The sequence below is a fragment of the Micromonospora sp. LHW51205 genome, assembly GCF_003315815.1.
GTDB lineage: Bacteria > Actinomycetota > Actinomycetes > Mycobacteriales > Micromonosporaceae > Micromonospora > Micromonospora chalcea.
In genome coordinates this window covers 116,549-140,289 of sequence record NZ_QMEZ01000002.1, presented here as the reverse complement: position 1 = coordinate 140,289, position 23,741 = coordinate 116,549, and the positions used below count along the sequence as shown (strand labels likewise).

The following is a 23,741-nucleotide window of genomic DNA, read 5'->3' as shown; positions in this document are numbered from 1 at the left end:
ATGAGTACGGTGACGCACCCCTCCGGTCCGGCCCGGTCCGACACGGCGCCGCCGGCCCGCCCGCCCGCGGCCCGGCGGGACGTCGGCAACGGCTTCGGCGGCCGGATCTTCAACGGCTTCTCGCACCTGTTCCTCGCGGTCTGGGCGATCATGGTGGTCTACCCGCTGCTGTGGGTGGTGATGTCGGCGCTCAAGACCGACTCCGAGGTGATCCGCGAACCGCTGTCGCTGATCCCCGACGCGCTGCAGTGGGACAACTTCGCCCGGGCCTGGACCGCCGGGATCGACAGCTTCTTCCTGAACACGCTGCTCGTGCTCGTGTTCAGCGTGACGCTGACGATGCTGCTCGGCTCGATGGCCGCGTACGCCCTGGCGCGCTACGAGTTCCGCGGCAACCGGCTGATCTACTGGATGTTCCTGTCCGGGCTGACGCTGCCGATCTACCTGGCCGCGGTACCGCTGTTCAAGGGCGTCTACAACACCGGGGTGAGCCTCCCGCTGCTCGGCCCGAACAAGCACCTCATGCTGATCCTGGTCTACGTGGCCTGGTCGCTGTCGTTCACGATCTTCTTCATGCACTCGTTCTTCCGGACGCTGCCCGACTCGATCGCCGAGGCGGCCCAGGTCGACGGGGCGTCGCACACCCGTACGTTCTTCAGCGTGATGCTGCCGATGGCCAAGCCGGGCCTGATCAGCATCGGCATCTTCAACGTGCTCGGCCAGTGGAACCAGTGGTACCTGCCGACGCTGCTCATGCAGTCGGTCTCCGGCGAGCCGAAGAACCAGGTGATCGCCCAGGGGCTGATCGAGCTGTCGGTCAACCAGGGCTACAAGTCGGACTGGAGCGGACTCTTCGCCGGTGTCACCATGGCGATGCTGCCGGTGCTGATCGTGTACATCGTCTTCCAGCGCCAGGTGCAGTCCGGCCTCACCGCCGGCGTCGGCAAGTAACCCTCCGGACGTAAGGAAGGGCCCCTTCTTAACGCTCAGCGTTAAGAAGGGGCCCTTCCTCTACCGCAGGCGTTAAGAGGGGGCCCTTCCTTACACGCGGAGCGTGTCGGGGGGAGGGGGCAGAATGCGTCCGTGCTGATGGCGGTGGTGGCGGACGAGCGGGGCGGCGGCGTGCTGCAACCGCTGCACGCCGACGGCACCCCGGCCGGCCCGGCCGAGGAGGTCACCGACCTGGCCGCCGCGGTGGCCGCCCGCGAGGCCGCCGGGCACCCCCGCTGGCTCTGGGCCGCCTGGGCGGGCGTCTACCCGGCGCTGCTGCGCGCCGGGGTGCGCCTCGACCGCTGCCACGACGTCGAGCTGACCGAGGCGCTGCTGCTCGGGCACGCCGGCCGTTGGGGCGAGCCCTGCGCGCTGCCGGCCGCCTGGGCCCGGCTGACCGGCGCGCCGGTCCCGCCGGACCCGGCGCCCCGCCCGCCCGAGCCGCCGGGCCAGGCCCAGGCCGCGCTCTTCGAGCCGCCGTCGGGCCCGCCCGGTCCGGGCGTCACGGCGTTGACCCGGGTGTACGCCGACCAGCTCGCCCGGATCGCCGCGACCACCCATCCCGGCCGGTTCCGGCTGCTGGTGGCCGCCGAGTCGGCGGGCGCGCTGGTCGCCGCCGAGATGGGCGCGGCCGGTCTGCCGTGGCGCGTCGACGTGCACGACGCGATCCTGGCCGACCTGCTCGGTGAGGCGTCTCCGGTGGGCGGGCCGCCGCGTCGGCTGGCCGAGTTGCAGGCCCGGATCGCCGACGCGTTCGGCGTACGCCAGGTGCACGCCGACTCGCCGGCGGAGCTGTTGCGGGCGTTCGCCCGCGCGGGCGTGGACCTGCCGAACACGCGGGCCTGGGTGCTGCGCGGGGTGGAGCATCCGGCGGCGCCGCTGGTCCTGGAGTACAAGGAGCTGTACCGGATCTGGACGGCGCACGGCTGGGCCTGGCGCGACGCCTGGGTCGCCGGCGGCCGGTTCCACCCGGAGTACGTGCCGGGCGGCGTGGTCTCCGGCCGGTGGGCGACCCGGGGCGGTGGGGCGTTGCAGATCCCGAAGGTGATCCGGCAGGCAGTGGTGGCGGACCCGGGCTGGACGTTCGTGGTCGCCGACGCGGGCCAGCTCGAACCGCGCGTGCTCGCGGCGGTCTCCGGTGACGAGCGGCTCGCCGCGGCGGGTGGGGCCGGTGACCTGTATGCCGCGCTGGCCCGGGACGCGTTCGCCGGTGACCGGGCGAGGGCCAAGGTGGCCCTGCTCGGGGCGATGTACGGGCAGACCGGCGGCGCGGCGGTGCCGGCGCTGGCGGTGTTGCGGAAGAACTATCCGACCGCGTTCGGCTACGTCGAGGCGGCGGCGCGCACCGGTGAGGCGGGCGGGCTGGTCCGGTCCTGGCTGGGGCGTACCTGCCCGCCGGGGTCGGCGGGGTTCGCCGAGGGTGAGGAGGTGCTGCCCGACGGCGAGGCCGACCCGCACAGTCCGTCGGCGCGGGCGGCCCGGTCGCGTGGTCGTTTCACCCGTAATTTCGTCATCCAGGCGACTGCCGCCGAGTGGGCCTCCACGCTGCTGGCGACGCTGCGCACCGAGCTGGCGGGCACGGAGGCGGAGCTGGTGTTCTTCCAGCACGACGAGGTGGTGGTGCACTGCCCGGCCGGGCGGGCGGCGGCGGTCGCGGAGGCGGTCACCGCGGCCGGCGCGCGGGCCACGCGGTTGCTGTTCGGCGACACTCCGGTCCGGTTCCCGCTCGACACGTCCACTGTCGACTGCTACGCAGACGCGGCATAGTCACGCAAATTTCCGTTTTGCCCCGCTACCCGCATCCGGTCGTGCTCGTTGGGCCCGGTGTGCGTACGACGGGACGGACCGGGCGGCTGTGCCCGGTCCGTCCCCTGATCGAGGGGGCACCGCTGAACCGGATCGCTGCAATGATCATCGCCGCCGGAGGCGGCCGCCGCATCGGCGGACCCGAAGCGCTGCTGCACCAGGGCGAGAAGCCGCTGGTGAGCCAGATGATCGACACGATGGCCGAGGCGGGCTGCGCACAGGTCGTGGTCGTCCTGGGCGCGGCGGCCGAGCAGGTGCGTCAGACCACCGACCTGACCGGCGCCACGGTCGTGGTCAACCGCGCGTGGGGCACCGGCGTGGGCTCCTCGATCCGGGCCGGGCTCGCCGCGCTCACCGACGACGACATCGAGGCCGTCGTCGTGGTGCCGGTGGACATGCCCGGGCTCACCGCGGCGGCGGTCCGCCGGGTGACCGCGCTGCCGTACCCGGACGTGCTGGTCTGCGCCACCTATGACGGGCTGCGCGGTTACCCGATGTTGTTCGGCCGCCGCCACTGGTCCGGCATCGCCACGCTCGCCAGCGCCGACGTCGGGGCGCGGCCGTACCTGCTGGCGCACAAGGACCAGATCGTCGACATCGCGTGCGACTCGGTGGCCGACGGCAGCCGGATCGACAGTCCGGAGCTGATGGCGCTGTACGGCCTGTCCATCCCCGAACAGCGCGTCGGCGCCTGAGGCGCGCCCGCCTGTCGGACCCGGGTGCCAGGATCGGACCGTGGCCTACGACGAGGACCTGGCGAACCGCGTACGCGAACGTCTCGGGGGTGAGCCCGGGATCACCGAGCGGCGCATGTTCGGCGGCCTGGCGATGATGCTGCGCGGCAACATGGCGGTGGTGGTGCGCGGCGCGGGCGGCCTGATGGTCCGGGTCGACCCGGCCGAGGCCGAGCGCGCGCTCGCCGAGCCCGGCGCCGAGGCGACAGTCATGCGGGGCTGGGTGATGCGCGGCTGGGTCACCGTGTCGCCCGCCGCCTGCGAGCGCGACGCCGACCTGGCCCGCTGGGTCGACCGGGGGGTCCGCTTCGCGCGTACGCTGCCGGCGAAGTAGCCCGCCGGATATCCGGGTGCGCGCCCGGCCCGGCCCGTCCTACGCTGCGGCCAGTCGGCAGCGGGGGATCGGAGACGACGGATGGCGGTTCACCTCTACGCGGTCAGCATGGACGCGGGCGACCCGCGGCGGCTCGCGCGGTTCTGGTCTGGGGTGCTCGGCCGGGAGATCCTCGACGACCCGCGCGAGGGCGTGGCGCTCGGCGGCGACGCCCACAGCGACGTCCGCATCCGGTTCCTGCCCAGCGACGCGCCGAAGACCGTGCAGAACCGGATCCACTTCGACCTGACCAGCGCGTCGCCGCAGGCCCAGCGGGACACCGTCGACCGCGCGCTGACGCTGGGCGGGCGGCACATCGACATCGGCCAGGGCCCGGACGACGACCATGTGGTGCTCGCCGACCCGGAGGGCAACGAGTTCTGCGTCATCGGGGCGGGCAACACCTTCCTCGCCGGCTGCGGCCCGGTCGGCGCTGTCAACTGCGACGGCACCCGGGCGGCCGGCCTGTTCTGGACCGAGGCGCTGGGCTGGCCGCTGGTCTGGGACCACGGCGAGGAGACCGCGATCCAGTCGCCGCGCGGGGGCGCGAAGGTCACCTGGAGCGGGCCGCCGCTGATGGACGCCGGCGGGCGGGACCGCGTACACCTGGATCTGGTCGCGGACGGCGACCGGGACGCGGAGATCGACCGGCTGCTGGCGCTCGGCGCGACCCGGGCCGGTACGGGCCGGCACACCGTCGGCGACGTGGTGCTGGCCGACCCGGACGGCACCGAGTTCTGCCTGCTGACGCCCCGCTGAGGCGGGTGCGGCCCGGGGGACCGCACCCGCACCGGTCAGCGCAGCCGCAGGCTCGGCTCCAGCGTGACCTCGAACAGCCGGTCCCACGGCAGCTCGACCCGCACCGCCGTGACCCGGTCCAGCGTCGCGGTGAAGGTCTTACGTCCGCGTACCCCGAGCACCAGCTCGTGCCCGGCGAAGTGGTCGGCGAAGTACCGCTCGGTCAGCGGCACCAGCCGGTCGCGTACCCAGCCGTCGAAGTAGCGCTTCTGCTCGGCGGTCAGCGCCAGCGGATCCCAGCCCTGCGCGCGGGCGTGCGCGTACGCCTCGACCTGCACCACGTTCTTCCACGGGTCGTCCTTGACGAACCGGTAGAGCAGGTACTCGGCGTGCGCCTGGGCCGGCCCGCGCAGCTCCGGCACGCCGAAGCCGCTGCCGGACGAACGCAGGTACGCCCACCGCGCGGTGCCGTGCGCGAGCGCCAGCCCGAGCGCGTTGCCGCCAGTGTTCCACCCCGAGTACGACAGCAGCGTCGGCAGGTCCAGATGGGCCTCCATCCGGGACACCAGGTCGTGGTCGCCCTTGTTGACGATCAGCGGGTCCACCACGATCACCTGGGTGCCGGCGGCCAGCAGTTCACCGATGCGGCCGACGAACGCGTCCAGGTCGGCGGCCCGCTGCCCGGCCGCCGCCGACGGGGTGTTCACCGCGAGGACGATGTCCGCGTCGCCGGTCACCACCCGGCCGCCCACCGAGGTGACGTGCCGGCGGATGTTCTCCGCGAACGGGATGCCCTCCAGCGCGGCGGTCCACCCCTCGCCGGACACCCCGGCGTACTCCACCCGGTAGGTGGGCGCGGCGCCGGCCGCGACGACGCGCGCGACGAGCAGCGCGTTGACCTCGTCGGCACCGGGGAAGATCTCCACCCGGTCGCCGACGCCGAGCCGCGCCACCAGCGCCTCCAGCTCGACCCGCTCGGCGCGGGCCAGGCCGACCGGCGCGGTGTCGTCCTCGGAGAGCACCAGGTGGCTGATCGTCCCGTCCGCGACCCACTCCACCATCAGCCGGTTGACCTGGTGGTTGCGTGCCCGGGCGGCCAGGTAGTCCTCGACCACGGCGTCCGGGATGCGCGCCCGCACGGCGTCGAGCTGGCCCCGCAGCGCCTCCTGGCCCAGGTTGACCACCTGGTCGTACAGCTTGGCCCACTGGACCAGCAGGTCACGGTAGTTGTCCAGGTCGGTGCCGGTGCTGGTGATGGCGAGCCGCTGGATCGTGTCGTGCACCTCGATCACCGCGTCGGACCGGCGTGCGCGCAGCCGCCGGATCGCCTCCAGGTTGCGCAACGCGTCGGCCAGGGCCGGAGCGGCGGTACGCGAGGCGATCAGGCCCCCGTACGCGAGCATGCTCACCGAGATCACGTACCCGTCGACGCGGTCGGTGCCGTCGAGCCAGCGGGCGATGCCGGCGCCGTCACCGGGGGTGAAGAAACGGCCCAGCAGGTTCCGCGGCGGCAGCAGCACCTCGGCGTCGGCGCTCGCACCGGTCATCTCCGCGCAGTACGTGTTGACCGGCCGGTCGTCCAGCGGCACCAGCGCCACGCTGGGTCGCCGGCCGGCGGGCCGGGCGAACGCGGGGCCGCCGAGGGCGACGGTGGCCAGGCCGGCCGCGCCGGTGGCCGCAAGAAGGGTTCTTCTCTTCATCGATGCTCCCTTTTCTCCGGCGCGCTCGCCGCCCGGGGGGTGGCCGGTACCAGCCGGCGGGTGATCCACAGCGGTGAGGTGACGGCGTTGCCCATCACCACCGCGTGGGCGCCCGCCTCGAAGGCCCGGCTGATCTGCTCCGTGGTCCGGTAGCGCCCTTCGGCGATCACCGGCACGGGCAGCAGCGCGGCGAGTCGCGCCACGAGCCCGAGGTCGGGCCCGTCGATCGGTGGGCCGGCCGGCGTGTAGCCGGACAGCGTGGTGGCGACCGCGTCCGCGCCGGCCTCGACGGCGGCGACGCCCTCGGCCACCGTGGCGACGTCGGCCAGGACCAGCGCGTCGCTCTGTTCGTGGACCGCGCGGACGGTGTCGGCGAAGGTCCGGCCGTCGGGCCGGGGACGGTCGGTGGCGTCCACCGCGACGACGTGCGACCCGGCCCGCGCCGCTTCGAGGGCGTGCCCGGCGGTCGGGGTGATGAACACGCCCTGCGTGCCGTGCTTGTACAACCCGATCACCGGCACGTCGACGGCGGCGCGTACGGCCCGCACGTCGTCGGGGCCGTTGACCCGGACCGCCACCGCGCCGCCGCGGACCACGGCGGCCGCCACGCGGGCCTGGACGTACGGGTCGCGCATCGGGTCGTCCGGGTCGTCGGGCAGGGGCTGGCAGGACACGACCAGCCCGCCGGCGAGTTCGTCCAGGACACTCACGTGCTTGTTCCTCCGTCGTGGTGGATCGGTGCGGTGGCGAGCCGGGCGGCGCCGACCACCACCGCGTCGGCGCCCAGCGCCGCCGGAAGCAGCGGCACGTGCGCCCAGCCGCCGGGTAGCTCCGCCCGGTAGGCGGCCGTGGCGGCGGGAAGCAGCGTGGCGGCGGCGCCGCCGGCGACCACCACCGCATCCGGGTCGAGCAGGGCGACCAGCCCGGCCAGGGCCGCGCCGAGCGCGGCGCCGGCCCGGTCGACGACCTGCCGGGCGGTCGCGTCACCGGCCGCCGCGCGCCGCGCCACCTCCCGGCCGGTGACCGGGTCACCGCCGGTGAGCGCATACGCGGCGGCCAGGCCGGTGCCGGAGGCGATCGCCTCCAGGTGCCCGTACCGGCCGCAGCCGCAGCGCAGCCGGTGCGCGCCCGGTGCCGGCAGGTGCCCGAGCTGGCCGGCCGCGCCCCGGGCGCCGCCCTCGCCCCGCCCGTCGTTGACGATCGCGCCGCCCAGCCCGGTGCCGACGGCGGCCAGCAGCACGTGCCCCCGGCCCCGTCCGGCTCCGGCCCAGCACTCGCCCAGCGCCGCCGCGGCGACGTCGTTGGTAACGCGCACCGGCCGGCCCAGCCGCGCGGCCAGCTCGTCGGCCACCGGGGTGCCGGCCCACCCGGGCAGGCTGTCGGTGGCGTACCGGATGGCGCCGGTCGCCGGGTCGACGGTGCCCGCGGTGCCCACCCCGACCGGTCCGGGGCCGGCGGCGGCGAGCAGGTCCGCGGCCAGGCCGGCGGCGGTGTCCAGCACCGCGGCCGGCCCGCCGCGCGCGGGGGTGGGCGCCTCGCGGCGGTCGAGCACCCGCGCACCGGGACCGACGAGGGCGGCGGCGGTCTTGGTGCCGCCGATGTCGATCCCGACGACCGGCTCGGTCATCCCTTCAGACCGGTGTGCGCGAGGCCCTCGACGAACTGCTTCTGCGCGATGACGAACACCGCCAGCACCGGCAGCGCGGTCATCGACGCCGCCGCGAGCTGGACGTCCCACATCGGACCGCCGTACGCGTCGACGAACTGGGTGAGCGCCTGCGGCAGGGTGAACTTGTCCGGCGAGGAGAGGAACACGATCGGTTCCAGGTACAGGTTCCAGCTGTGCAGGAACGTGAAGATGGCCACCGCGCCGAGCGCGGGCCGGGACAGCGGCAGCGCGATCTTCCAGAACGTGGCGAAGCGTCCCAGCCCGTCGACCCGCGCCGCCTCCTCCAGCTCACCGGGGAGGCTGATGAAGAACTGCCGCATGATGAACGTGGCCAGCACGCTCGGCGCCCCGAAGATCGGCACCAGGATCAACGGCCAGTGGGTGTCGATCAGGTCGAGCTTGAAGAACATCTGGAACAGCGGCACGATCGTCACCTCGCTCGGGATGAGCAGGCCCGCGAGGACGACCAGGAACAGCACGTTCTGTCCCCGGAACCGGATCCGCGCGAACGCGTACCCGGCCAGCGACGCCACGGCGAGCGTGCCGACGGTGACCAGCAGCGCGATGTAGAGGCTGTTCAGGTACTGCTGCCCGAACGGCTGCAGCTCGAACACCCGCTGGTACGCGTCCAGCCGCGGATCGGTCGGCAGCAGCTGCGGCGGGAAGGAGAAGATGTCCGCCACCGGCTTCAGCGACGAGGTGACCATCCACCAGGTGGGGAACACGAACGGGACGGCCAGGACCATCAGCACCCCGTAGAGCACCAGCTTGGTCCGCCGGGACAGGTCACGATTCATGGAAGACCCACCTCTTGCGCATCTGCCACTGCAGCACCGTCAGCGCGAGCACGATGACGAACAGCAGGATCGACAGCGTGGCGCCGTAGCCGAAGTGATGGAACTGGAAGGCCTGCTGGTAGAGGTAGTAGACGAGCACCGTGGTCGAGGTGCCGGGTCCACCCTGGGTCAGCACCGCGATCTGCGCGAACACCTGCAGCGAGCCGACCACCGTGATGATCGACGTGAGCATGATCGTCGGGCTGATCAGCGGCACGGTGATCCGCCAGAACTGGCGCAGCCGGCTCGCGCCGTCGACCTCGGCGGCCTCGTACAACTCGGCCGGCACGCCCTGCAGGGCGGCCAGGAACAGCACCATGTTCAGGCCGACGTTCTTGAACACCTGCACGACGATCACCGACAGCATCGCCGTGCCCTCGCCGCGCAGCCAGTTGGGGCCGTCGACGCCGATCGTGTCGAGCAGGCCGTTGATGCCGCCGTTGTCCTGCAGCAGGAAGCCCCAGACGATGGTCCACGCGACGAGCGAGACCACCACGGGGGAGAAGAACAGGGTGCGGAACACGATGGTCCCGCGCAGCTTCTGGTTGAGCAGGACGGCCAGCAGCAACGCCAGGCCGAGGTTGAACACGACCAGGCCGACCGAGAACAGGCCGGTCGACCGCAGCACCGGGCCCAGGTTGGGGTCGTCGGCCAGCGCGGCGTAGTTGTCGGTGCCGATGTAGTCGAAGCTGCCGGCCAGCACGTTCCACTCGTGCAGGCTGTACCAGACCACGAGGACCAGCGGCAGGATCACGAAGACCACGCTGCCGAGCAACTGCGGGGTGATGAACAGGTATCCGGTGAGCTGGTCCCGGCGGCGGGTGGTCCAGAACGGCCGGGCCCGGCCCGGGGCGGGCCCGGCAGCAGCCGGGCCCACCCTGGTGTCCGTCTGGGTCATGATCCTCGGCCCTACTTCGCCAGCAGCGGCTGGATCTTGGAGCAGACGCCGTCGAGTACGCCCTTGACGTCCGCGTCCGCCTTCCACAGCGGGTCGAGCGCGGCACGCACCTGCTGGCTCAGCTCGGCCTGCCCGGAGTGGCTGGGCTTGACAGTGCCGTTGGTGATGCCGTCGATGACGACCTTCTGCAGCTGCTCCGGCTTGAGCTTCGGGTTCGTCTTCGCCAGCGTCTCGGCGGTCAGCTGGGACTGCCGCGGCGGCGGGAAGAACTGGGCCAGCTTCGCCGAGTTGGTGGGGTTGGTGAAGAAGGCCAGGAAGTCGGCGGCCTGCTCGGCGTGCGGGCTCTTCTTCATCACGCCGATGCCGGCCTGGCCGACCACCGCGTACGGGCCCTTCGGGCCGGCCGGCAGCGGGACCAGGTCCCAGTCGAAGCCGTTCTCCTTCAGCAGCGAGGCGCGGGAGATCTGGGTGACGGTCATGGCCGCGTCACCGGCGAAGAAGTCGGCGGTCGTGCCCGGACCGGGCAGCGCCTTGCCGGTGAAGATCGCCTTGTGCAGCGTGGTCATCGCCTCGACCATCTCCGGGCTGTTGAACCCGCAGCTGCGGCCGTCCTCGCTCCACGCCTGGGCGCCCCAGCCGGTCCAGAACGTGGCCAGGTTGTCCCAGCCCTTGTAGTCGAAGTCGCGGACCACGAGCCCGGCCTTGCCGGACTTCGCGGCGGTGGCGCCGGCCGCGGCGAGCGCGGTGTCCCAGTTCCACTGCCCGGCCGCGATCAGCTCGGCCGGGGTCTTCTGCCCGGCCTTCTTGAGCATGTCGTTGTTGACGAACACGCCGAACGGCGAGGTCGAGAACGGGTACGCGAAGAGCTTCCCGTCGTTGCGCCACAGCTTCAGCGTGGCGGGGGACAGGTCGTCGTACTGGTAGCCGTCGGCCTTCTTCAGCGTGTCGTCGAGCGGGCTCAGCGCGCCGGAGGCGACGAAGTCCGGAGCCGAGTTCTCGAAGATCCACGCGAGGTCCGGCGCGTTGCCGCCGGCGATCTGCGTGGTGAGCGTCGTGGTGTAGTTCTCGAACGGCAGCGGATCGAACTTGATCTCCGCGACGTCCGGGTTGTTCTTGCGGTACTCGTCGGCGATCTCGTTGAACAGCTTGAGGTGCGCCTCGTTCGCCGACCAGACGGTCATCCGCAGGCTCGCCGGACCGTCGTCCTTGGCGTCGCCGCCACCGCCGCAGGCGGTCAGGGCGAGCACACCGGTCATGGTCGCCGCGACCAGGCCGGACAGTCTTCCGTATCTCACTTTCTTTCTCCTCACCGGGGGTTCAGTAGCCCGCGATCTGCGGCCAGCGGCATTCCACGCCGGCGGCCGAGATGCGGTCCGTGAATTCGGCCAGCAGGCGGGGGGTGCCGCGGACCGCGCGCGGGGACTCGCCCCGCGCAAGGCAGAAGTCGGCCAGCAGGCCGGCGACCTCACCGACGTTCCACTCGACCGGGTGCAGTCGGTAGCTGCCGTTGGTGATGTGCGTGGTACCGATGTTCTTGCCGGCCGGCAGCAGGTTCTCCATCCGCTGCGGGATGAGCGCGCCGAGCGGGATCTCGAACGGGCAGGAGCCGACGTCGATGTAGTTGTCGCCGCCGGTCGACGGGTGCAGGTCGATGCGGTACATGCCGACACCGATCGAGTCGGGGTAGCTCACCGCGCCGTGCTCGCCGCGTACCGCCAGGGAGAGGTCCTGCTCGACCACCGTGTACTCGGCGCGGATGCGGCGCGACTCCCGGATGTAGGGCGCCTGCGCCAGCCCGTCGGGGCTGCCGGTCACGTCGCCGCGCAGCCGCAGCCCCGGGTAGCCGGTGCCGCCGTCGGGACGGGGCGCCTCGGTCTGCAGCCAGTACAGGACGGAGTACGACAGCTCGCGCGCCTGGGACAGGTGCCAGGACGCGTTCGGCACGTCGATGACCGGGCCCTCGAAGTAGTCGATCATCGGCCAGTTGACGAGCGTGATGTCGCTGCCGTACGCGCCGTCGACGAAGTTGCGCCGCGCCGCGATGCGCCGGAACGTCCACAGGTTGCCGTCGCCCGGGTTGAGCCGCTGGTCGGCGTTGACGCCCAGCGGGTCGTCGTCCGGGTTCGGCGTGAAGCTGCGCTCGACGATCTCCAGCGTGCGCGGGTGGGGTGACCGCCAGGACAGCAGCCGGTCGCCCCAGAAGTCCGGCTTGTAGTCGCGCCAGAAGTCGTACCCGGCGGGCCGGTCGATGGTGTGGTCGCCGTCGATGTGGTCCAGCGCGAAGCAGACGGACACCGCCTGCATGTTCAGCGGCTGCGCCTGCGCCGGCGCGCTCGGCTCACCGGTCTGCGCCTGCGACTCGAACCCGGTCACGTACTCGGTGCCGGTCAGTGGCAGCAGCTCACCGGTCTCGGTGGCGTCCAGGACGTACGGCGCCTCCACCTCGATCCGCTCGTCGCGGTCCCGGTGGGCGAGCGTGACGCCGGTGACCCGGTCGCCGTCGGTCTCGGCCGCGACCGGCCGGTACGGCTGCAGCACCGTCAGCCGCCCGGACCCCCGGTACGGCGCGAGCATCTGCTCCAGGACCGCGACCGCGACCCGGGGCTCGTGGCAGAGCCGGCTCACCCAGCCCGCGCCCGGGTTCAGGTCGGTCCACGCCCGGGACCGCTCGGTCAGCGGGTAGTGGCGGCGGTAGTAGTCGCGGATGCCGTCGCGCAACTCCCGGTAGCTCGCGGTGGCGCCGAACTGCTCGATCCAGGAGTGCTCGTCCGGCGGGACCGCCTGGCTGGTGAGCTGCCCGCCGAGCCAGTCGAACTCCTCGGTCAGGATGACGGACCGGCCGGCACGGGCCGCGGCCAGCGCCGCGGCGACACCGCCCAGTCCGCCCCCGACGACGAGGACGTCCGCACGCATTAGTACCACTTGCTTCCTTCCAGTTGCGCGGCCGGGCGTGTCAGCGCCGGTCGGCCGCCGATCCAGGGACGCCGAGGGTGTCGCCCTCGACGAGTTCGCAGGGCAGGAGCCGTTGCTGGAGGCCGCCGGCGCTGCCGTCGATGACGCCGGTCAGCACCTCGACGGCCTGGCGGCCCATCTCCTCGCGCGGGATGCGGAACCCGGTGAACGTGATGTCCGTGGGCACCGGGACGGTCGGGTCGCCGAGGGTCACGACGGACAGGTCGCCGGGCACCGTCAGCCCCTTGCGGCGGGCGGCCGTCTCCAGCGCCACGGCGGTGGCGAAGTCCTCCACGAAGGCGACGGTGCTGCCGTCGGCCCGCAGGTCGTCCACTGTGGCGTCGGCGGTCTCCGCGGCCGCGGTGATCTGGCGGGCGCTGTCCGCGCCGGCCGCGCCGGCGTGGAAACCGCTGCGCCGGTCGTGCGAGGACTCGGCCGAGGTGCCCATGCCCACGTACGTCAGCCGCCGGTGCCCCAGCTCCACCGCCCGCTCGGCCAGCCGGTGGACCGCGCTGGCGTAGTCGGCGCCGACGTAGGGCACCGGGCCGCCGGCGTCGTCGCGGCGTCCGACGGCGACGTAGGGGAACCCGTCGCGGTTGAGCCGGAGCAGCTCCGCGCCGTCGATCTCCCGGCCGAGCAGGATGCAGCCGTCGGCCAGCCGCAGCCGGTTGTCCTGGTGGAAGATGCGCCGCCGGCCGTCCACCACCGGGGCGCTGGTGAACAGCAGCAGGTCGCAGCCGACCCGTTCGGCGTACTCCTCGATGCCGAGCAGGAACGGGTGGAAGAAGTCCCGGCTGCCGCTGGGGAAGGCCGGCTCGTAGGTGAAGACGCCGATGATCCGGTTGAACCCGGAGGCGAGGCGGCGGGCGGCCGGGTCGGCGGCGTATCCCGTCTCGGCGATGACCTGCAAGACCCGGTCCCGTGTCTCCGGCGCGATCCGGACGTCGGCGTCGGTGCGGTTGTTGAGCACCAGCGACACGGTCGCCTGGCTGACGCCGGCCATGCGTGCGATGTCACGCTGGGTGACACGCCTGGGGGGAGGGGTCACGTCGGTCCTTCCACTTCCGCTAATGCGTATTAGCGATCGGGTCGGGATGGAGCCTCTCTGCTCTCCCGGCGTCCTGTCAAGGGGTGGCCGGAAGATTTCCGTTCGATGAACTCCCTGATGTAATGCGGATTAGCAACCGCGCCCGCCGCTGCCCTGCGGTTGTTCGGGCGGGAATCTTGACAAGGGCCGACCGGGCGCGCGACAGTAGGCGGACCTCCGCGCTAATGCGCATTAGCGTGTCGTCGATCGTCCGCACGGATGATCGACGACGCTTGCTTCCCTACCCAGGGTGATGTCGGGTGCGGCCTCTGCCCGCCGCCACCCCGGGCATTACCGTTCTCATCGGACGGTCGTGGCACCGTCGCGGCGTGGGCTGGACGGCCCGGCTGATCCGGGCCCGGGCGGCCACCGCCCGCCCGGTACGCGCCGAGGCGGGCTGACCTACACCTGGATGTCGAAGCGCTGCAGCACCGAGGGCGCGACCAGCCCCACCGCGGCCAGGACGGACAGGATCGTCATCGCGGTGCGCAGCACCACCGTCTCGGCCTTGCTGCCGGTACGCAGAGCGATCTTGTTGGGCAGGCCGATCATCGTCCACATCCGGCGTTTGATCGGGATGGGCCACAGGATCGGCACCCCGGCCCGGGTGATCATGTCGCCGAGGATGTGCACGAAACAGCCCACGCCGACGGCGAGGCCGATCATCGGATAGCCCCGGTCGCCGGGCAGGTTGGCGAACGTGAACCAGGCCGCGGCGGCGGACACCAGCGTGACCACCACCCAGCCCGCGCGCTCGGCCCACTTGTCGAACAGCCCGCGCAGCGCCAGGCCGATCATGAAGAAGAGGATTCCGACGACGGCCCACTTGCCGTAGTGGGCGCAGAGCGCGGTGGTGCCCCAGCCGACGAGCACGGTGAACGGGATGGTGTGGGTGAGCGTGCGGTGCCCGTTGTTGCGGCGCGGATCCTTGCTGAGCTTGGTGGCGTAGTAGACGCCGAGTGAGATCTTCTCCACCACCTCGGCGACGAAGAGGCTGACCACGCCGAACGTGCGGGCCACGGTGGCGCCGCCCTGGTTGCGGGTGACCTTCCCGGACAGGTCGAGGTCGGGGAAGAGCGCACCGCCCGCGCAGACCGCAGTGCCCACCGCCAGCGCCAGCGGTGTCTGGTGGTAGTCCGCGAACTGGGCCATGGCCCAGGAGCCGGTCAGCCACACCGCCGCGCCCGAGAGCGCGTGGGACGGTCCCATCATCTCGGCTCGCCCTTCCCGAAGATCTTGATCCACGAAACTACGCCACTGTAGTCAGCCCGTGCGACAGCGGGGCATCAGCCGGACGGTCCACTGGGGAAGGGGTGCCGCGGACGCGCGACGGCGTACCGCTGCCACCCGGAATTATGGCGGGCCGGGCAGCCGGCGCCACGCCGACTGTCGGTGATGGGACGGGGTGCGGCTCAGCCCGCGGTACGGGTGGGCCGGACCGTGCCGAGGCTCGCCCGGATGACCGCGAACTGCTTCGACGCGTCCGCCCAGTCGGCGTCGGACGTGGTCAGCCCGAGCGTCCACCCGGCCCGCTGACCGGGAAGTACGCGCAACGCACGCATCCGCTCGCCGTACGGCGCGGTCCACCGGCACTCCCACTCCGCGCCCGGACCGTCGGCGGCCAGCCGGATCTTCTCGTACTGCGGCAGCCGACCGGCGGAGGTCAGATCCCGCTCGGACGAGCGCAGCCGGCCCACCGGATCCCCACCCGGATACGGCTCGACGCCGAGGATGCGCCGGGTGGCCGGGTCCTGGAAGCAGGTCGTGTCGCCGGAGCGCAGCTGCAGCCACCCGGCGGGCAGGGCGATGTGGAAGCCGCCGGTGTCGGCGGGCCAGACCCAGCCGGCCGGCACGTTCACCGCCGGGTCCTCGGGAGGTGGGCCCTTGCGGACCGGCGTGCCCGTCACGTCCGGCCGGACGCAGGGGAACGGGGGAGGGGGCACGCCCGGGCCGCCGGGCTGATGATCCCAGGGCCGGGCGACGGCCTCGCCGGACCGGCGCGCCTCCGGATGCTCGGCGGCGCCGTCGGTGACCGCCAGCGCGGTGCCGACGCCGGTCGCCACGGCGAGCAGCACCGCGCCCACGGCGAGCCCCCAGCGTCGCAGCCGCTTCTGATCCTCGGCGTCGAGCGGCCGGTCCGGGGGGCGCGGAACGCCGGTGGGCGGGGGCGGGCCGGCCCGCAGCGCACCGCTGTCGGCGGGGCCGCTGTGGGCGGGGCCGCTGTGGGCGACCGGGGCCGGGCGGGCGACCGGCGCCGCGTCCGGGCCGGGGATGCGCACCGGGCTCAGCGCGTCGGCGCGGGGCGCGGACTCGGGGCCGGTCGGGCTCCCCGGGTCGACGAAGCTGGTGAGGACCGTCGGGCCGAGGCTGACCGGACCCGAGCGGTCCGGGGCCGCCCGGGGCGGCTCCGCCGGCGTGGTCGCGGGGGACTCCGCCCGCTTCAGTTCGTCGGACCGGTCCCGCTGCGGCGGCTCCGGGCGGGGGCGCGGCGGTGGCTCGGGTCGGTCCGCCGAGCCCACGGGGCCGGACCGCTCGGCGCCGTCGCGCGGCGCGGGCCGGCCGGAGCGGGCGGCCGTGCCGGAAGGGCCGGACCGGCCGGACTCGCCGGAGCGCTCCGGCAGGTCGGCGGAGTCGGACGGACCGCCCGGCGGTGGCGCCCGGTCACCCTCGGCGGGCGGCGCCCACTCGCTGCGCTTCGCCGCCCGGCTCCAGGCGCGGGCGGCGGCGGCCGGCGGCATCAGGTCCGGGTACACGACGCCCGCCGCCGCAGCCGCCGGCTCGTCACCGGCGCCCGCGCCCGGGGGACGTCCCCGAGCGTCGCCCTCGCGCCCGGCGGCCGGCCGATCGGACGGTACGGCGGACCGGCCCGCGGACCCGCCGGCCGCCGTCGCGTCGGCGTCCGACACCGCGGCCACGCCGAGCAGGCGGGCGGTCTCGTGGTGGCCGAGCCGGGCGCGCGGGTCTCGCCGCAGCAGCCCGGCCAGCACCGGCGTCAGCGGGCCGGCGTGCGGCGCCGGGTCGGGCGGCCGGGTGGCGAGCGCGGCGAGCGTGGCCATGGCGGTGCTGCGGGCGTACGGCGAGCGGCCCTCCACGGCGGCGTGCAGCGTGGCGCCGAGCGACCACATGTCCGCCTCGACGCTGGACACGCCCTCGGCGGCCCGCTCCGGCGCCACGTACTGGGGGGAGCCGAGGACCAGGCCGGGGCGGGTCATGGCGCCGTCGCCGCCCTGGAACACGGCCAGCCCGAAGTCGGTGAGCAGCACCCGGCCGTCCCGGGCGAGCAGCACGTTCGCGGGTTTCACGTCCCGGTGCAGCACCCCGGCGTCGTGCGCGGCGCGCAGCCCGGCGAGCACCGCCAGCCCGATCTCGGCGGCCCGCCCGGGCGGCAGCGGCCCGTCGGTCTCGATGATCTCCTGGAGGGAGCGGGACGGGACGTACTCCATGACCAGCCAGGGGTCGCCCTCGACCCGGACCACGTCGTAGACGCGGACCACGTTGGGATGGTTGAGCCGCGCGGACGTCCGCGCTTCGCGCAGCGTACGGGCGCGCAGCTCGTCCCGCTCGTTCTCGGCGAGCCAGTTCGGCGGCACGACCTGCTTCACCGCGACCTCGCGATGCAGCTCCTCGTCGCGCGCCCGCCAGACCTGGCCCATCCCGCCGCGGCCGACCAGGTCGAGCAGGCGGTACCGTCCGGCGATCACTACGTCCCGCACCGCACTCCTCACCGCTGGTCAGTGGTCCACAATAGCCAACGGATCGGACGGTACCTATCGCACGGCGAGACGTCATGCCCTAACTGGCCGTACCGGCGAGCAGATTCCCTTCCGGAATGGTGATCGCGGAACGATCCCGGGCCAGCAGGGCGGTGGCCCGGCGGGCCTGGAACCCGTCGTGGTCGCGGCGCGCGGCGGCGTAGCTGCCCGCGGTGCGGGCGGCGATCGCGGACCAGGCGTACCGCTGCGTGACCATGGTCCGGGCCCGGCGCGCCACCCGGCGGGCGAACACCTCGTCGGCGAGCAGCCGGTCCACGGCGCCGGCCAGCGCGTCCGGGTCGCCGTGCGGGAACGTCACCCCGGTCACCCCCGGCTCGACGATCTCGGCCAGCCCGCCGGTACGCGCCACCGCCAGCGGCGCGCCGGCGGCCGCCGCCTCCAGCGCGATCATGCCGAACGGCTCGTAGAGGCTGGGGATCACGGTGGCGTCGGTGGCGGCGAGCACCGCGGGCAGCTGGGTGGAGTCCATGAAGCCGGCGAACCGGACCGTGTCGCCCAGCCGCAGCCGCCGCGCCTGGTCGACGAGCTCGTCCTTGTACGGCCCGTCCCCGGCGATCACCACGCGCAGGCCGGGGTGCCGGTCGGCCAGGCGCGGCACTGCGTGCACCAGGTGCTGCACGCCCTTCTCGTAGACCAGGCGGCCGGCGTACCCGACCAGCGGCCCGTCCGCGGCGAAGCGGGCCCGGGCGGAGGCGACCGCCTGCGGCCGGGCCCGCCAGGCCCGGTCGTCGACGCCGTTGGCGACCACGTCGATGCGCCCGGACGGTACGCCGAACAGCCGGGCCACCTGCTCGCGCATGTACCCGGAGCAGGCGATCACCCGCCCGGAGGCGTTGCTCAGCCAGTGCTCGACGCCGTGGATGGTGCGGTTCATCTCCTCCGGCAGCCAGCCCTGGTGCCGGCCCGCCTCGGTGGCGTGGATGGTGGTCACCAGCGGCACGTCCAGGTGCTCGGCAAGCGTGACGGCGGTGTGCGCGACGAGCCAGTCGTGGGCGTGGATCACGTCGTAGGCGCCGGACGAGGCGGCGCGCAGCGCGGCCCGCGTCAGCGTGTGGTTGAACGCCATCGTCCAGGCCAGCAGCGAGCCGGTGGCGAGCGGGAACCGGACCGGATCCTCGGCGGCGCGGACGACGCGCACGCCCTCGGCGTACTCCTCCAGCGGGGCGCCCTCGGCGTGGCGGGTGACGACCGTGACCTCGTGCCCGGCGGCGGCCAGCGCCACGGACAGCGCGTGGACGTGGCGGCCGAGGCCACCGACGAGCACCGGCGGGTACTCCCAGGAGAGCAGCAGCACCCGCAGGCGCCGGGCGGGCTGGATGTCGATCACTTCGGCGTCAGCTGACACGCGGCCCCCTTTGAGTTGTGGCGTCCCCACCCCGGCGGCGGCGTCGCCGCGGTGTCCGGTGGGGTCGGTACCCATCCTGCCGAGGGGTCGATAACCGGCGGCGACGCGCCGGTTGCCGGTCTGTAACGCGTTACCGGCGTGTCCGCCGTGCGCGCAGCAGCTCGGCCACCGACCACGCCTGGAACGGGCAGCCGGTGGCCGCGTGCGGGGCGTCGCCGTCGGCGGTCTCGCTCACCGAGCCCAGGCCGTCCTCGGCGAGGTGGCCCTCCAGGCCGACCAGCAGGTCGTCGGTGGGCAGCCCGGCCCGGCGGTACGCGTCCAGCAGCGGACCGGTCAGCCACGGCCAGACGGTGCCCTGGTGGTAGGCGGAGTCCCGCTCGGCCGGCCCGCCCCGGTGCCGGCCGGTCCAGCCGGGGGAGCCCGGGGCGAGGCTGCGCGGGCCGAGCGGGGTGAACAGCGCCTCGGTGATCCGGCGCAGCGTGGCCTCGTCCGGCTCCAGCGGCGCGTACGGCAGCGACCAGGCCAGCAGCTGGTTGGGGCGCAGCAGGTCGTCGTCGTGGTGCGTGGCCCCGCCCAGCGGGTACGCCGGCGCCGGGGCGTCCACCACGTCGTACAGCCAGCCGGCCGGGGCGGGGAACCGCTCCCGGAACGAGGCGACGGCCCGCCGGTGCAGCGCGTGCAGCGCCGAGGCGTCGCGTCCGGCCAGCTCGGTCAGCTCGGCGAGCCCGGCCAGCCCGTTGATCCACAGCGCGTTCACCTCGACCGGCTTGCCGGTACGCGGGGTCACCGGCACCCCGTACACCCGGGCGTCCATCCAGGTGAGCGCGACGTCCGGCGGGCCGCCCTGGGTCAGCAGCCCGTCGGCCGGGTCGACGCCGATGCCGTACCGGGTGCCCGCCACGTGCGCCTCGACCACACCGTGCAGCGCGGGCAGCAGCTCGTCGCCGAGGTCGGTGTCGCCGGTGGCGGTGACGTGCCGGCTGACCGCGTGCAGGAACCACAGCGTGCCGTCGACGGTGTTGTGCTCGACCCGGCCGGTGTCGGCGGTGTTCGCCAGCATCCCCTCGGACAGCGTCGCCGCGTACGCCCGCAGCAGGTCCCGGCCCTCGTCGGCCCGGTTCGTGCACAGGAACAGGCCCTCGTAGGAGATCATCGTGTCGCGCGACCAGGCCCCGAACCACGGGTAGCCGGCGACCACGTCCGGGCCGGTGGCGGTGCGTACCACGAACGCGTCGGCGGCGAGCGCGAGCGTCGCCTCGACCGCGTCGCCGGGCTTCGCCGCCGCCGTCACGGCCCGGTTGCGCCGCCGGGTCGACTCGACCACCGCGGTCGCCGGGGGCGGCTCCTCGGCCAGGTCGCCCGCCCAGGCCAGCACCGACACCGTCGCGCCGGGCTCGTCCAGCGCGCCGGTGAACCGGCCCGCGTACCAGAGGTCCTCGTCCGGGTGCAGGCCGCGCTCGGCCTCGGTCCGGTGGCGTACCCCGTGCCACCACTGCCCCTCCGGGGTCCAGTCCGGCCCGGCGAGCCGGTACGCGCCGTCGATCACCGCGCCGCCGGCCGCCGCCTCCAGCCGGGGCGCCGGACCGTCGGCGCGCCGCTCGCCGTGCGCGTCGCGCCACGTGCAGGCCGCCGCGAGGTCGAGCCGCACCGGGCCGCCGGAGATCAACCGGTGTACGACGGCGATGCACGAGCGGCCGTACGTCATGGCGATCTCCCGTTCGATCACCACGTCGCCGACGCGCCACCGCCAGCGCGGCACCCCGTCGGTGAGGTCGAAGCGCTCCAGCAGCTCGAAGCCGCGCGGGTCGACCACGCCGGAGGACCACTCGTGCGCGCCGAGGCGGACCTGCCGCCCCGACGGCAGCGTCACCGCCGGGTCGAGGCTCGCCAGTCCCACCTTTCGGGACGCGGGCGTGTCGCCGGCCACCACGAGCAGCCCGTGATACCGGCGGGCACGCAGCCCGGCGACGGTGCCCATGGCGTATCCGCCGAGGCCGTCGGTGACCAGCCATTCCCGCGTGGCGGCGGCGGACAGCTCACCGCAGACGCGCGGCCCGAAACGGATGTCGATCAACTTTCCTCCACCGGCAGCGAGGTGTGACATGCCACGGCGACAATGGCCGCTGTGGAGAAGTACCCCGGCGGCGTCGAAGATGTGCCAGTGATCACCGACCGGTCGACCTCCGCGTCCCCCGACCCCGAGCGGCACCGGCTCGCCCAGGCCGACGCCGGGGAGCAGGACTGGCGCGCATGGGGCCCCTATCTGTCCGAGCGGGCGTGGGGCACGGTACGTGAGGACTACAGCGAGCACGGCACGGCCTGGGACTACTTCCCCCACGATCACGCGCGGTCCCGAGCCTACCGGTGGAACGAGGACGGCATGGCGGGCGTCTGCGACGACCGGCAGACGTTCTGCTTCGCCCTGGCGCTGTGGAACGGGCGCGACCCGATCCTCAAGGAGCGGATGTTCGGCCTCGGCGGCGACGGCGGCAACCACGGCGAGGACGCCAAGGACTACTGGTGGTACCTCGACAGCACCCCCACGCACTCCTTCATGCGCTGGCGCTACCACTACCCGCAGGCCGCCTTCCCGTACGACGAGCTGGTCGCGGTGAACGCGCTGCGCGGCCGGGACGACACCGAGTACGAGCTGGTCGACACCGGCATCTTCGACGACGACAGGTACTGGGCGGTCACCGTCGACTACGCCAAGGCGTCCCCGACCGACATGTGCGTGGTGATCACCGTGGCGAACCGGGCCGACACCGACGAGACGCTGCACGTGCTGCCCACGCTCTGGTTCCGCAACACCTGGGCGTGGGGGCTGCCCGGCGCCGACCGGGTGCCGAAGCTGGTCGGCACGGGTTCCCGGCTCGTCGGTGAGCATTGGGTGCTCGGGCAGCTGCTGCTGGAAGGCGACGGCGACCCGGTGCCGCTGCTGTGCGACAACGACACGAACGCCGAGCGGCTGTGGGGGCTGCCGGGGCGGTCCGCGTACCCCAAGGACGGCATCAACGACCACGTGGTCAACGGCGCCGCCACCGTCAACCCGGAGCGCACCGGCACCAAGGGCGCGCTGCACTACGTGCTCGACGTGCCGGCCGGCGAGCAGCGGCAGATCCGGCTGCGGCTGACCCGTACCGCGCCGCCCCCGGCCGCCGCGCCGCCCGCCCCGGCCGACCTCGGTGACGGGTTCGACGCCGTGCTCTGGGCACGCCGGGCCGAGGCGAACCGGTTCTTCGACAGCGTTATCCCGACCGCCGCCACCGCCGACGAGGCGCTGGTCGCCCGCCAGGCCATCGCCGGGCTGATGTGGGGCAAGCAGTTCTACCACTTCGACGTCGAGCGCTGGCTCACCGGCGACCCCGGCTCCACGCCGCCCGCCGGCCGCCGGCACGGGCGCAACAGCGCCTGGTGGCACATGAACAGCTTCGACGTCATCTCCATGCCGGACCCGTGGGAATATCCCTGGTACGCCGCGTGGGACCTGGCCTTCCACTGCGTCACCATCGCCCGGGTCGACCCGGGCTTCGCCAAGGAACAGGTCCTCCTGCTGCTGCGCGAGTGGTACCTGCACCCCAACGGGCAGATCCCGGCGTACGAGTGGGCGTTCGGGGACGTGAACCCGCCGGTGCACGCCTGGGCGGCGCTGAAGGTCTTCGAGATCGACGGCTCCCGCGACCACGAGTTCCTCGCCCGGGTCATGCACAAGCTGCTGCTCAACTTCACCTGGTGGGTCAACCGCAAGGACACCGGCGGCAACAACGTCTTCGAGGGCGGCTTCCTCGGGCTGGACAACGTCGGCCCGTTCGACCGCTCGGCCGCGCTGCCGGTCGCCGGGGTGCTGGAGCAGTCCGACGGCACCGGCTGGATGGCCATGTACGCGCTCAACCTGCTCGACATGGCGATCGTGCTGGCCGAGCACGACCGCGCGTACACCGACACCGCCACCAAGTTCTTCGAGCACTTCGCGTACATCGCCGCGGCGGCGTACCACCAGGGGCTCTGGGACGCCGAGGACGCGTTCTTCTACGACGTGCTGCGCCTGGCCGACGGCACGAAGGTGCCGCTGAAGGTCCGCTCGGTGGTCGGGCTGCTGCCGCTCGCAGCCGTCACCCGGCTCACCGCCCGCACCATGCGCCGCCTGCCCGAGCTGGGTGCGCGGCTGCGCTGGTTCCTCACCAACCGCCCGGAGTACGCCGAGGTGATCGGCGGCCGCCGGATCGGCCCCGACGGCCGGCAGCAGCGGCTGCTGTCGATGGTCGCCCCGGACCAGGTGGTGCGGCTGCTGGCCCGGATGCTCGACACCGACGAGTTCCTCTCCGAGTACGGGCTGCGTACGCTGTCCCGCGCCCACCTGGACAAGCCGTTCACCGTCACGCTCGGCGGGCAGGAGTTCAGCGTCGGCTACGAGCCGGCCGAGTCGACCAGCGGCCTGTTCGGCGGCAACTCCAACTGGCGCGGCCCGATCTGGATGCCGACGAACTTCCTGCTGATCAGCGCGCTGCGCGACTACGCCGCGTTCTTCGGCGACGACCTGCAGGTCGAGTACCCCACCCGCTCCGGGGTCAAGCGGACGCTCGACGAGATCGCCGACGACCTGTCCGCGCGGCTGATCTCGCTGTTCACCCGCGACGGGTGGGGACGGCGGCCGATCTACGGCGCCGCGCAGCTGTTCCAGACCCACCCGGACTGGCGCGACCTGATCTGCTTCCCGGAGTACTTCCACGGCGACAACGGCGCCGGGCTGGGCGCCTGGCACCAGACCGGGTGGACCGCGCTGGTCGCCGACCTGATCCTCACGCTGCGCCGCTGACCGTGTGTGCGGGGCGCGACGGGA

General features: G+C 73.5%; 19 protein-coding genes. 7 read left to right on the top strand and 12 right to left on the bottom strand.

Annotated elements, in window-relative coordinates; translation table 11 throughout:
* The 5 genes from DQE82_RS08555 to DQE82_RS08535 all read left to right on the top strand — a co-directional run bounded on the left by DQE82_RS08555 (position 1) and on the right by DQE82_RS08535 (position 4,662).
* A complete protein-coding gene (locus DQE82_RS08555; RefSeq protein ID WP_043329769.1) occupies positions 1–951 on the top strand; it encodes a carbohydrate ABC transporter permease in 951 nt (316 codons plus the stop codon).
* Between the two features lie 138 nt (positions 952–1,089).
* Positions 1,090–2,757, top strand: a complete 1,668-nt coding sequence (locus DQE82_RS08550; RefSeq protein ID WP_233514648.1) for a bifunctional 3'-5' exonuclease/DNA polymerase — start codon at positions 1,090–1,092, stop codon at positions 2,755–2,757.
* A 140-nt stretch (positions 2,758–2,897) separates the two neighbouring features.
* Positions 2,898–3,491: an NTP transferase domain-containing protein gene (locus DQE82_RS08545; protein WP_030500339.1), complete on the top strand. Its 594-nt coding sequence runs from the start codon at positions 2,898–2,900 to the stop codon at positions 3,489–3,491.
* Positions 3,492–3,531: 40 nt separating this feature from the next.
* Positions 3,532–3,864 carry a TfoX/Sxy family protein gene (locus DQE82_RS08540; RefSeq protein WP_043329771.1) on the top strand — a complete coding sequence of 111 codons (333 nt, stop codon included), beginning with the start codon at positions 3,532–3,534 and terminating at the stop codon, positions 3,862–3,864.
* Positions 3,865–3,945: 81 nt separating this feature from the next.
* Entirely contained in the window at positions 3,946–4,662 is a 717-nt protein-coding gene (locus DQE82_RS08535; protein WP_113972440.1) for a VOC family protein, read from the top strand.
* Between the two features lie 35 nt (positions 4,663–4,697).
* Here DQE82_RS08535 and DQE82_RS08530 read toward each other — a convergent pair whose 3' ends face one another.
* From DQE82_RS08530 to DQE82_RS08495, 8 genes are read right to left on the bottom strand one after another with little or no spacing between them, the layout of a single operon-like run.
* Positions 4,698–6,341, bottom strand: a complete 1,644-nt coding sequence (locus DQE82_RS08530; RefSeq protein ID WP_113972439.1) for a DUF4127 family protein — start codon at positions 6,339–6,341, stop codon at positions 4,698–4,700.
* Positions 6,338–7,051 carry an N-acetylmannosamine-6-phosphate 2-epimerase gene (locus DQE82_RS08525; RefSeq protein WP_043329777.1) on the bottom strand — a complete coding sequence of 238 codons (714 nt, stop codon included), beginning with the start codon at positions 7,049–7,051 and terminating at the stop codon, positions 6,338–6,340. The genes DQE82_RS08530 and DQE82_RS08525 overlap by 4 nt, the downstream gene beginning before the upstream one ends.
* Positions 7,048–7,968, bottom strand: a complete 921-nt coding sequence (locus DQE82_RS08520; RefSeq protein WP_069087732.1) for an ROK family protein — start codon at positions 7,966–7,968, stop codon at positions 7,048–7,050. Before DQE82_RS08520 ends, DQE82_RS08525 begins: the two co-directional genes overlap by 4 nt.
* Positions 7,965–8,807, bottom strand: coding sequence for a carbohydrate ABC transporter permease (locus DQE82_RS08515; protein ID WP_013287328.1), 843 nt, complete (start codon positions 8,805–8,807; stop codon positions 7,965–7,967). Before DQE82_RS08515 ends, DQE82_RS08520 begins: the two co-directional genes overlap by 4 nt.
* Positions 8,797–9,744: a carbohydrate ABC transporter permease gene (locus tag DQE82_RS08510; protein ID WP_043329779.1), complete on the bottom strand. Its 948-nt coding sequence runs from the start codon at positions 9,742–9,744 to the stop codon at positions 8,797–8,799. Before DQE82_RS08510 ends, DQE82_RS08515 begins: the two co-directional genes overlap by 11 nt.
* 11 nt (positions 9,745–9,755) lie before the next feature.
* A complete protein-coding gene (locus tag DQE82_RS08505; RefSeq protein ID WP_043329780.1) occupies positions 9,756–11,039 on the bottom strand; it encodes an ABC transporter substrate-binding protein in 1,284 nt (427 codons plus the stop codon).
* Positions 11,040–11,061: 22 nt separating this feature from the next.
* Positions 11,062–12,657 carry an FAD-dependent oxidoreductase gene (locus DQE82_RS08500; protein ID WP_113972438.1) on the bottom strand — a complete coding sequence of 532 codons (1,596 nt, stop codon included), beginning with the start codon at positions 12,655–12,657 and terminating at the stop codon, positions 11,062–11,064.
* 40 nt (positions 12,658–12,697) lie between these two features.
* The gene (locus DQE82_RS08495; RefSeq protein WP_113972437.1) at positions 12,698–13,744 is read right to left on the bottom strand and encodes a LacI family DNA-binding transcriptional regulator; all 1,047 of its coding nucleotides are present in this window, start codon (positions 13,742–13,744) and stop codon (positions 12,698–12,700) included.
* Positions 13,745–14,043: 299 nt separating this feature from the next.
* Between DQE82_RS08495 and DQE82_RS30635 the strand changes: the two genes are divergently transcribed.
* Positions 14,044–14,184, top strand: coding sequence for a hypothetical protein (locus tag DQE82_RS30635; protein WP_158559969.1), 141 nt, complete (start codon positions 14,044–14,046; stop codon positions 14,182–14,184).
* A gap of 1 nt (position 14,185) precedes the next feature.
* Here DQE82_RS30635 and DQE82_RS08490 read toward each other — a convergent pair whose 3' ends face one another.
* The 4 genes from DQE82_RS08490 to DQE82_RS08475 form a co-directional block, all read right to left on the bottom strand.
* Positions 14,186–14,995: a metal-dependent hydrolase gene (locus DQE82_RS08490; RefSeq protein WP_043329783.1), complete on the bottom strand. Its 810-nt coding sequence runs from the start codon at positions 14,993–14,995 to the stop codon at positions 14,186–14,188.
* 200 nt (positions 14,996–15,195) lie between these two features.
* Positions 15,196–17,496, bottom strand: a complete 2,301-nt coding sequence (locus tag DQE82_RS08485; protein ID WP_113972436.1) for a serine/threonine-protein kinase — start codon at positions 17,494–17,496, stop codon at positions 15,196–15,198.
* Positions 17,497–17,575: 79 nt separating this feature from the next.
* Positions 17,576–18,901, bottom strand: coding sequence for a glycosyltransferase family 4 protein (locus tag DQE82_RS08480; protein WP_199495974.1), 1,326 nt, complete (start codon positions 18,899–18,901; stop codon positions 17,576–17,578).
* Between the two features lie 130 nt (positions 18,902–19,031).
* Positions 19,032–20,975, bottom strand: coding sequence for an amylo-alpha-1,6-glucosidase (locus tag DQE82_RS08475; protein ID WP_113972434.1), 1,944 nt, complete (start codon positions 20,973–20,975; stop codon positions 19,032–19,034).
* A 42-nt stretch (positions 20,976–21,017) separates the two neighbouring features.
* On the opposite strand from DQE82_RS08475, the gene DQE82_RS08470 reads away from it, so the two are divergent.
* Entirely contained in the window at positions 21,018–23,717 is a 2,700-nt protein-coding gene (locus DQE82_RS08470; protein WP_113972433.1) for a glucosidase, read from the top strand.
* The last annotated feature ends 24 nt before the right edge of the window (positions 23,718–23,741 follow it).

Excerpts from the sequence above, each read along its gene's own strand:
- DQE82_RS08555 (WP_043329769.1), top strand. The coding sequence starts at position 1 with ATGAGTACGGTGACGCACCCCTCCGGTCCGGCCCGGTCCGACACGGCG.
- DQE82_RS08550 (WP_233514648.1), top strand. The coding sequence starts at position 1,090 with ATGGCGGTGGTGGCGGACGAGCGGGGCGGCGGCGTGCTGCAACCGCTG.
- DQE82_RS08545 (WP_030500339.1), top strand. The coding sequence starts at position 2,898 with ATGATCATCGCCGCCGGAGGCGGCCGCCGCATCGGCGGACCCGAAGCG.
- DQE82_RS08535 (WP_113972440.1), top strand. The coding sequence starts at position 3,946 with ATGGCGGTTCACCTCTACGCGGTCAGCATGGACGCGGGCGACCCGCGG.
- DQE82_RS08530 (WP_113972439.1), bottom strand. The coding sequence starts at position 6,341 with ATGAAGAGAAGAACCCTTCTTGCGGCCACCGGCGCGGCCGGCCTGGCC.
- DQE82_RS08520 (WP_069087732.1), bottom strand. The coding sequence starts at position 7,968 with ATGACCGAGCCGGTCGTCGGGATCGACATCGGCGGCACCAAGACCGCC.
- DQE82_RS08515 (WP_013287328.1), bottom strand. The coding sequence starts at position 8,807 with ATGAATCGTGACCTGTCCCGGCGGACCAAGCTGGTGCTCTACGGGGTG.
- DQE82_RS08510 (WP_043329779.1), bottom strand. The coding sequence starts at position 9,744 with ATGACCCAGACGGACACCAGGGTGGGCCCGGCTGCTGCCGGGCCCGCC.
- DQE82_RS08500 (WP_113972438.1), bottom strand. The coding sequence starts at position 12,657 with ATGCGTGCGGACGTCCTCGTCGTCGGGGGCGGACTGGGCGGTGTCGCC.
- DQE82_RS08490 (WP_043329783.1), bottom strand. The coding sequence starts at position 14,995 with ATGATGGGACCGTCCCACGCGCTCTCGGGCGCGGCGGTGTGGCTGACC.
- DQE82_RS08470 (WP_113972433.1), top strand. The coding sequence starts at position 21,018 with ATGGCCGCTGTGGAGAAGTACCCCGGCGGCGTCGAAGATGTGCCAGTG.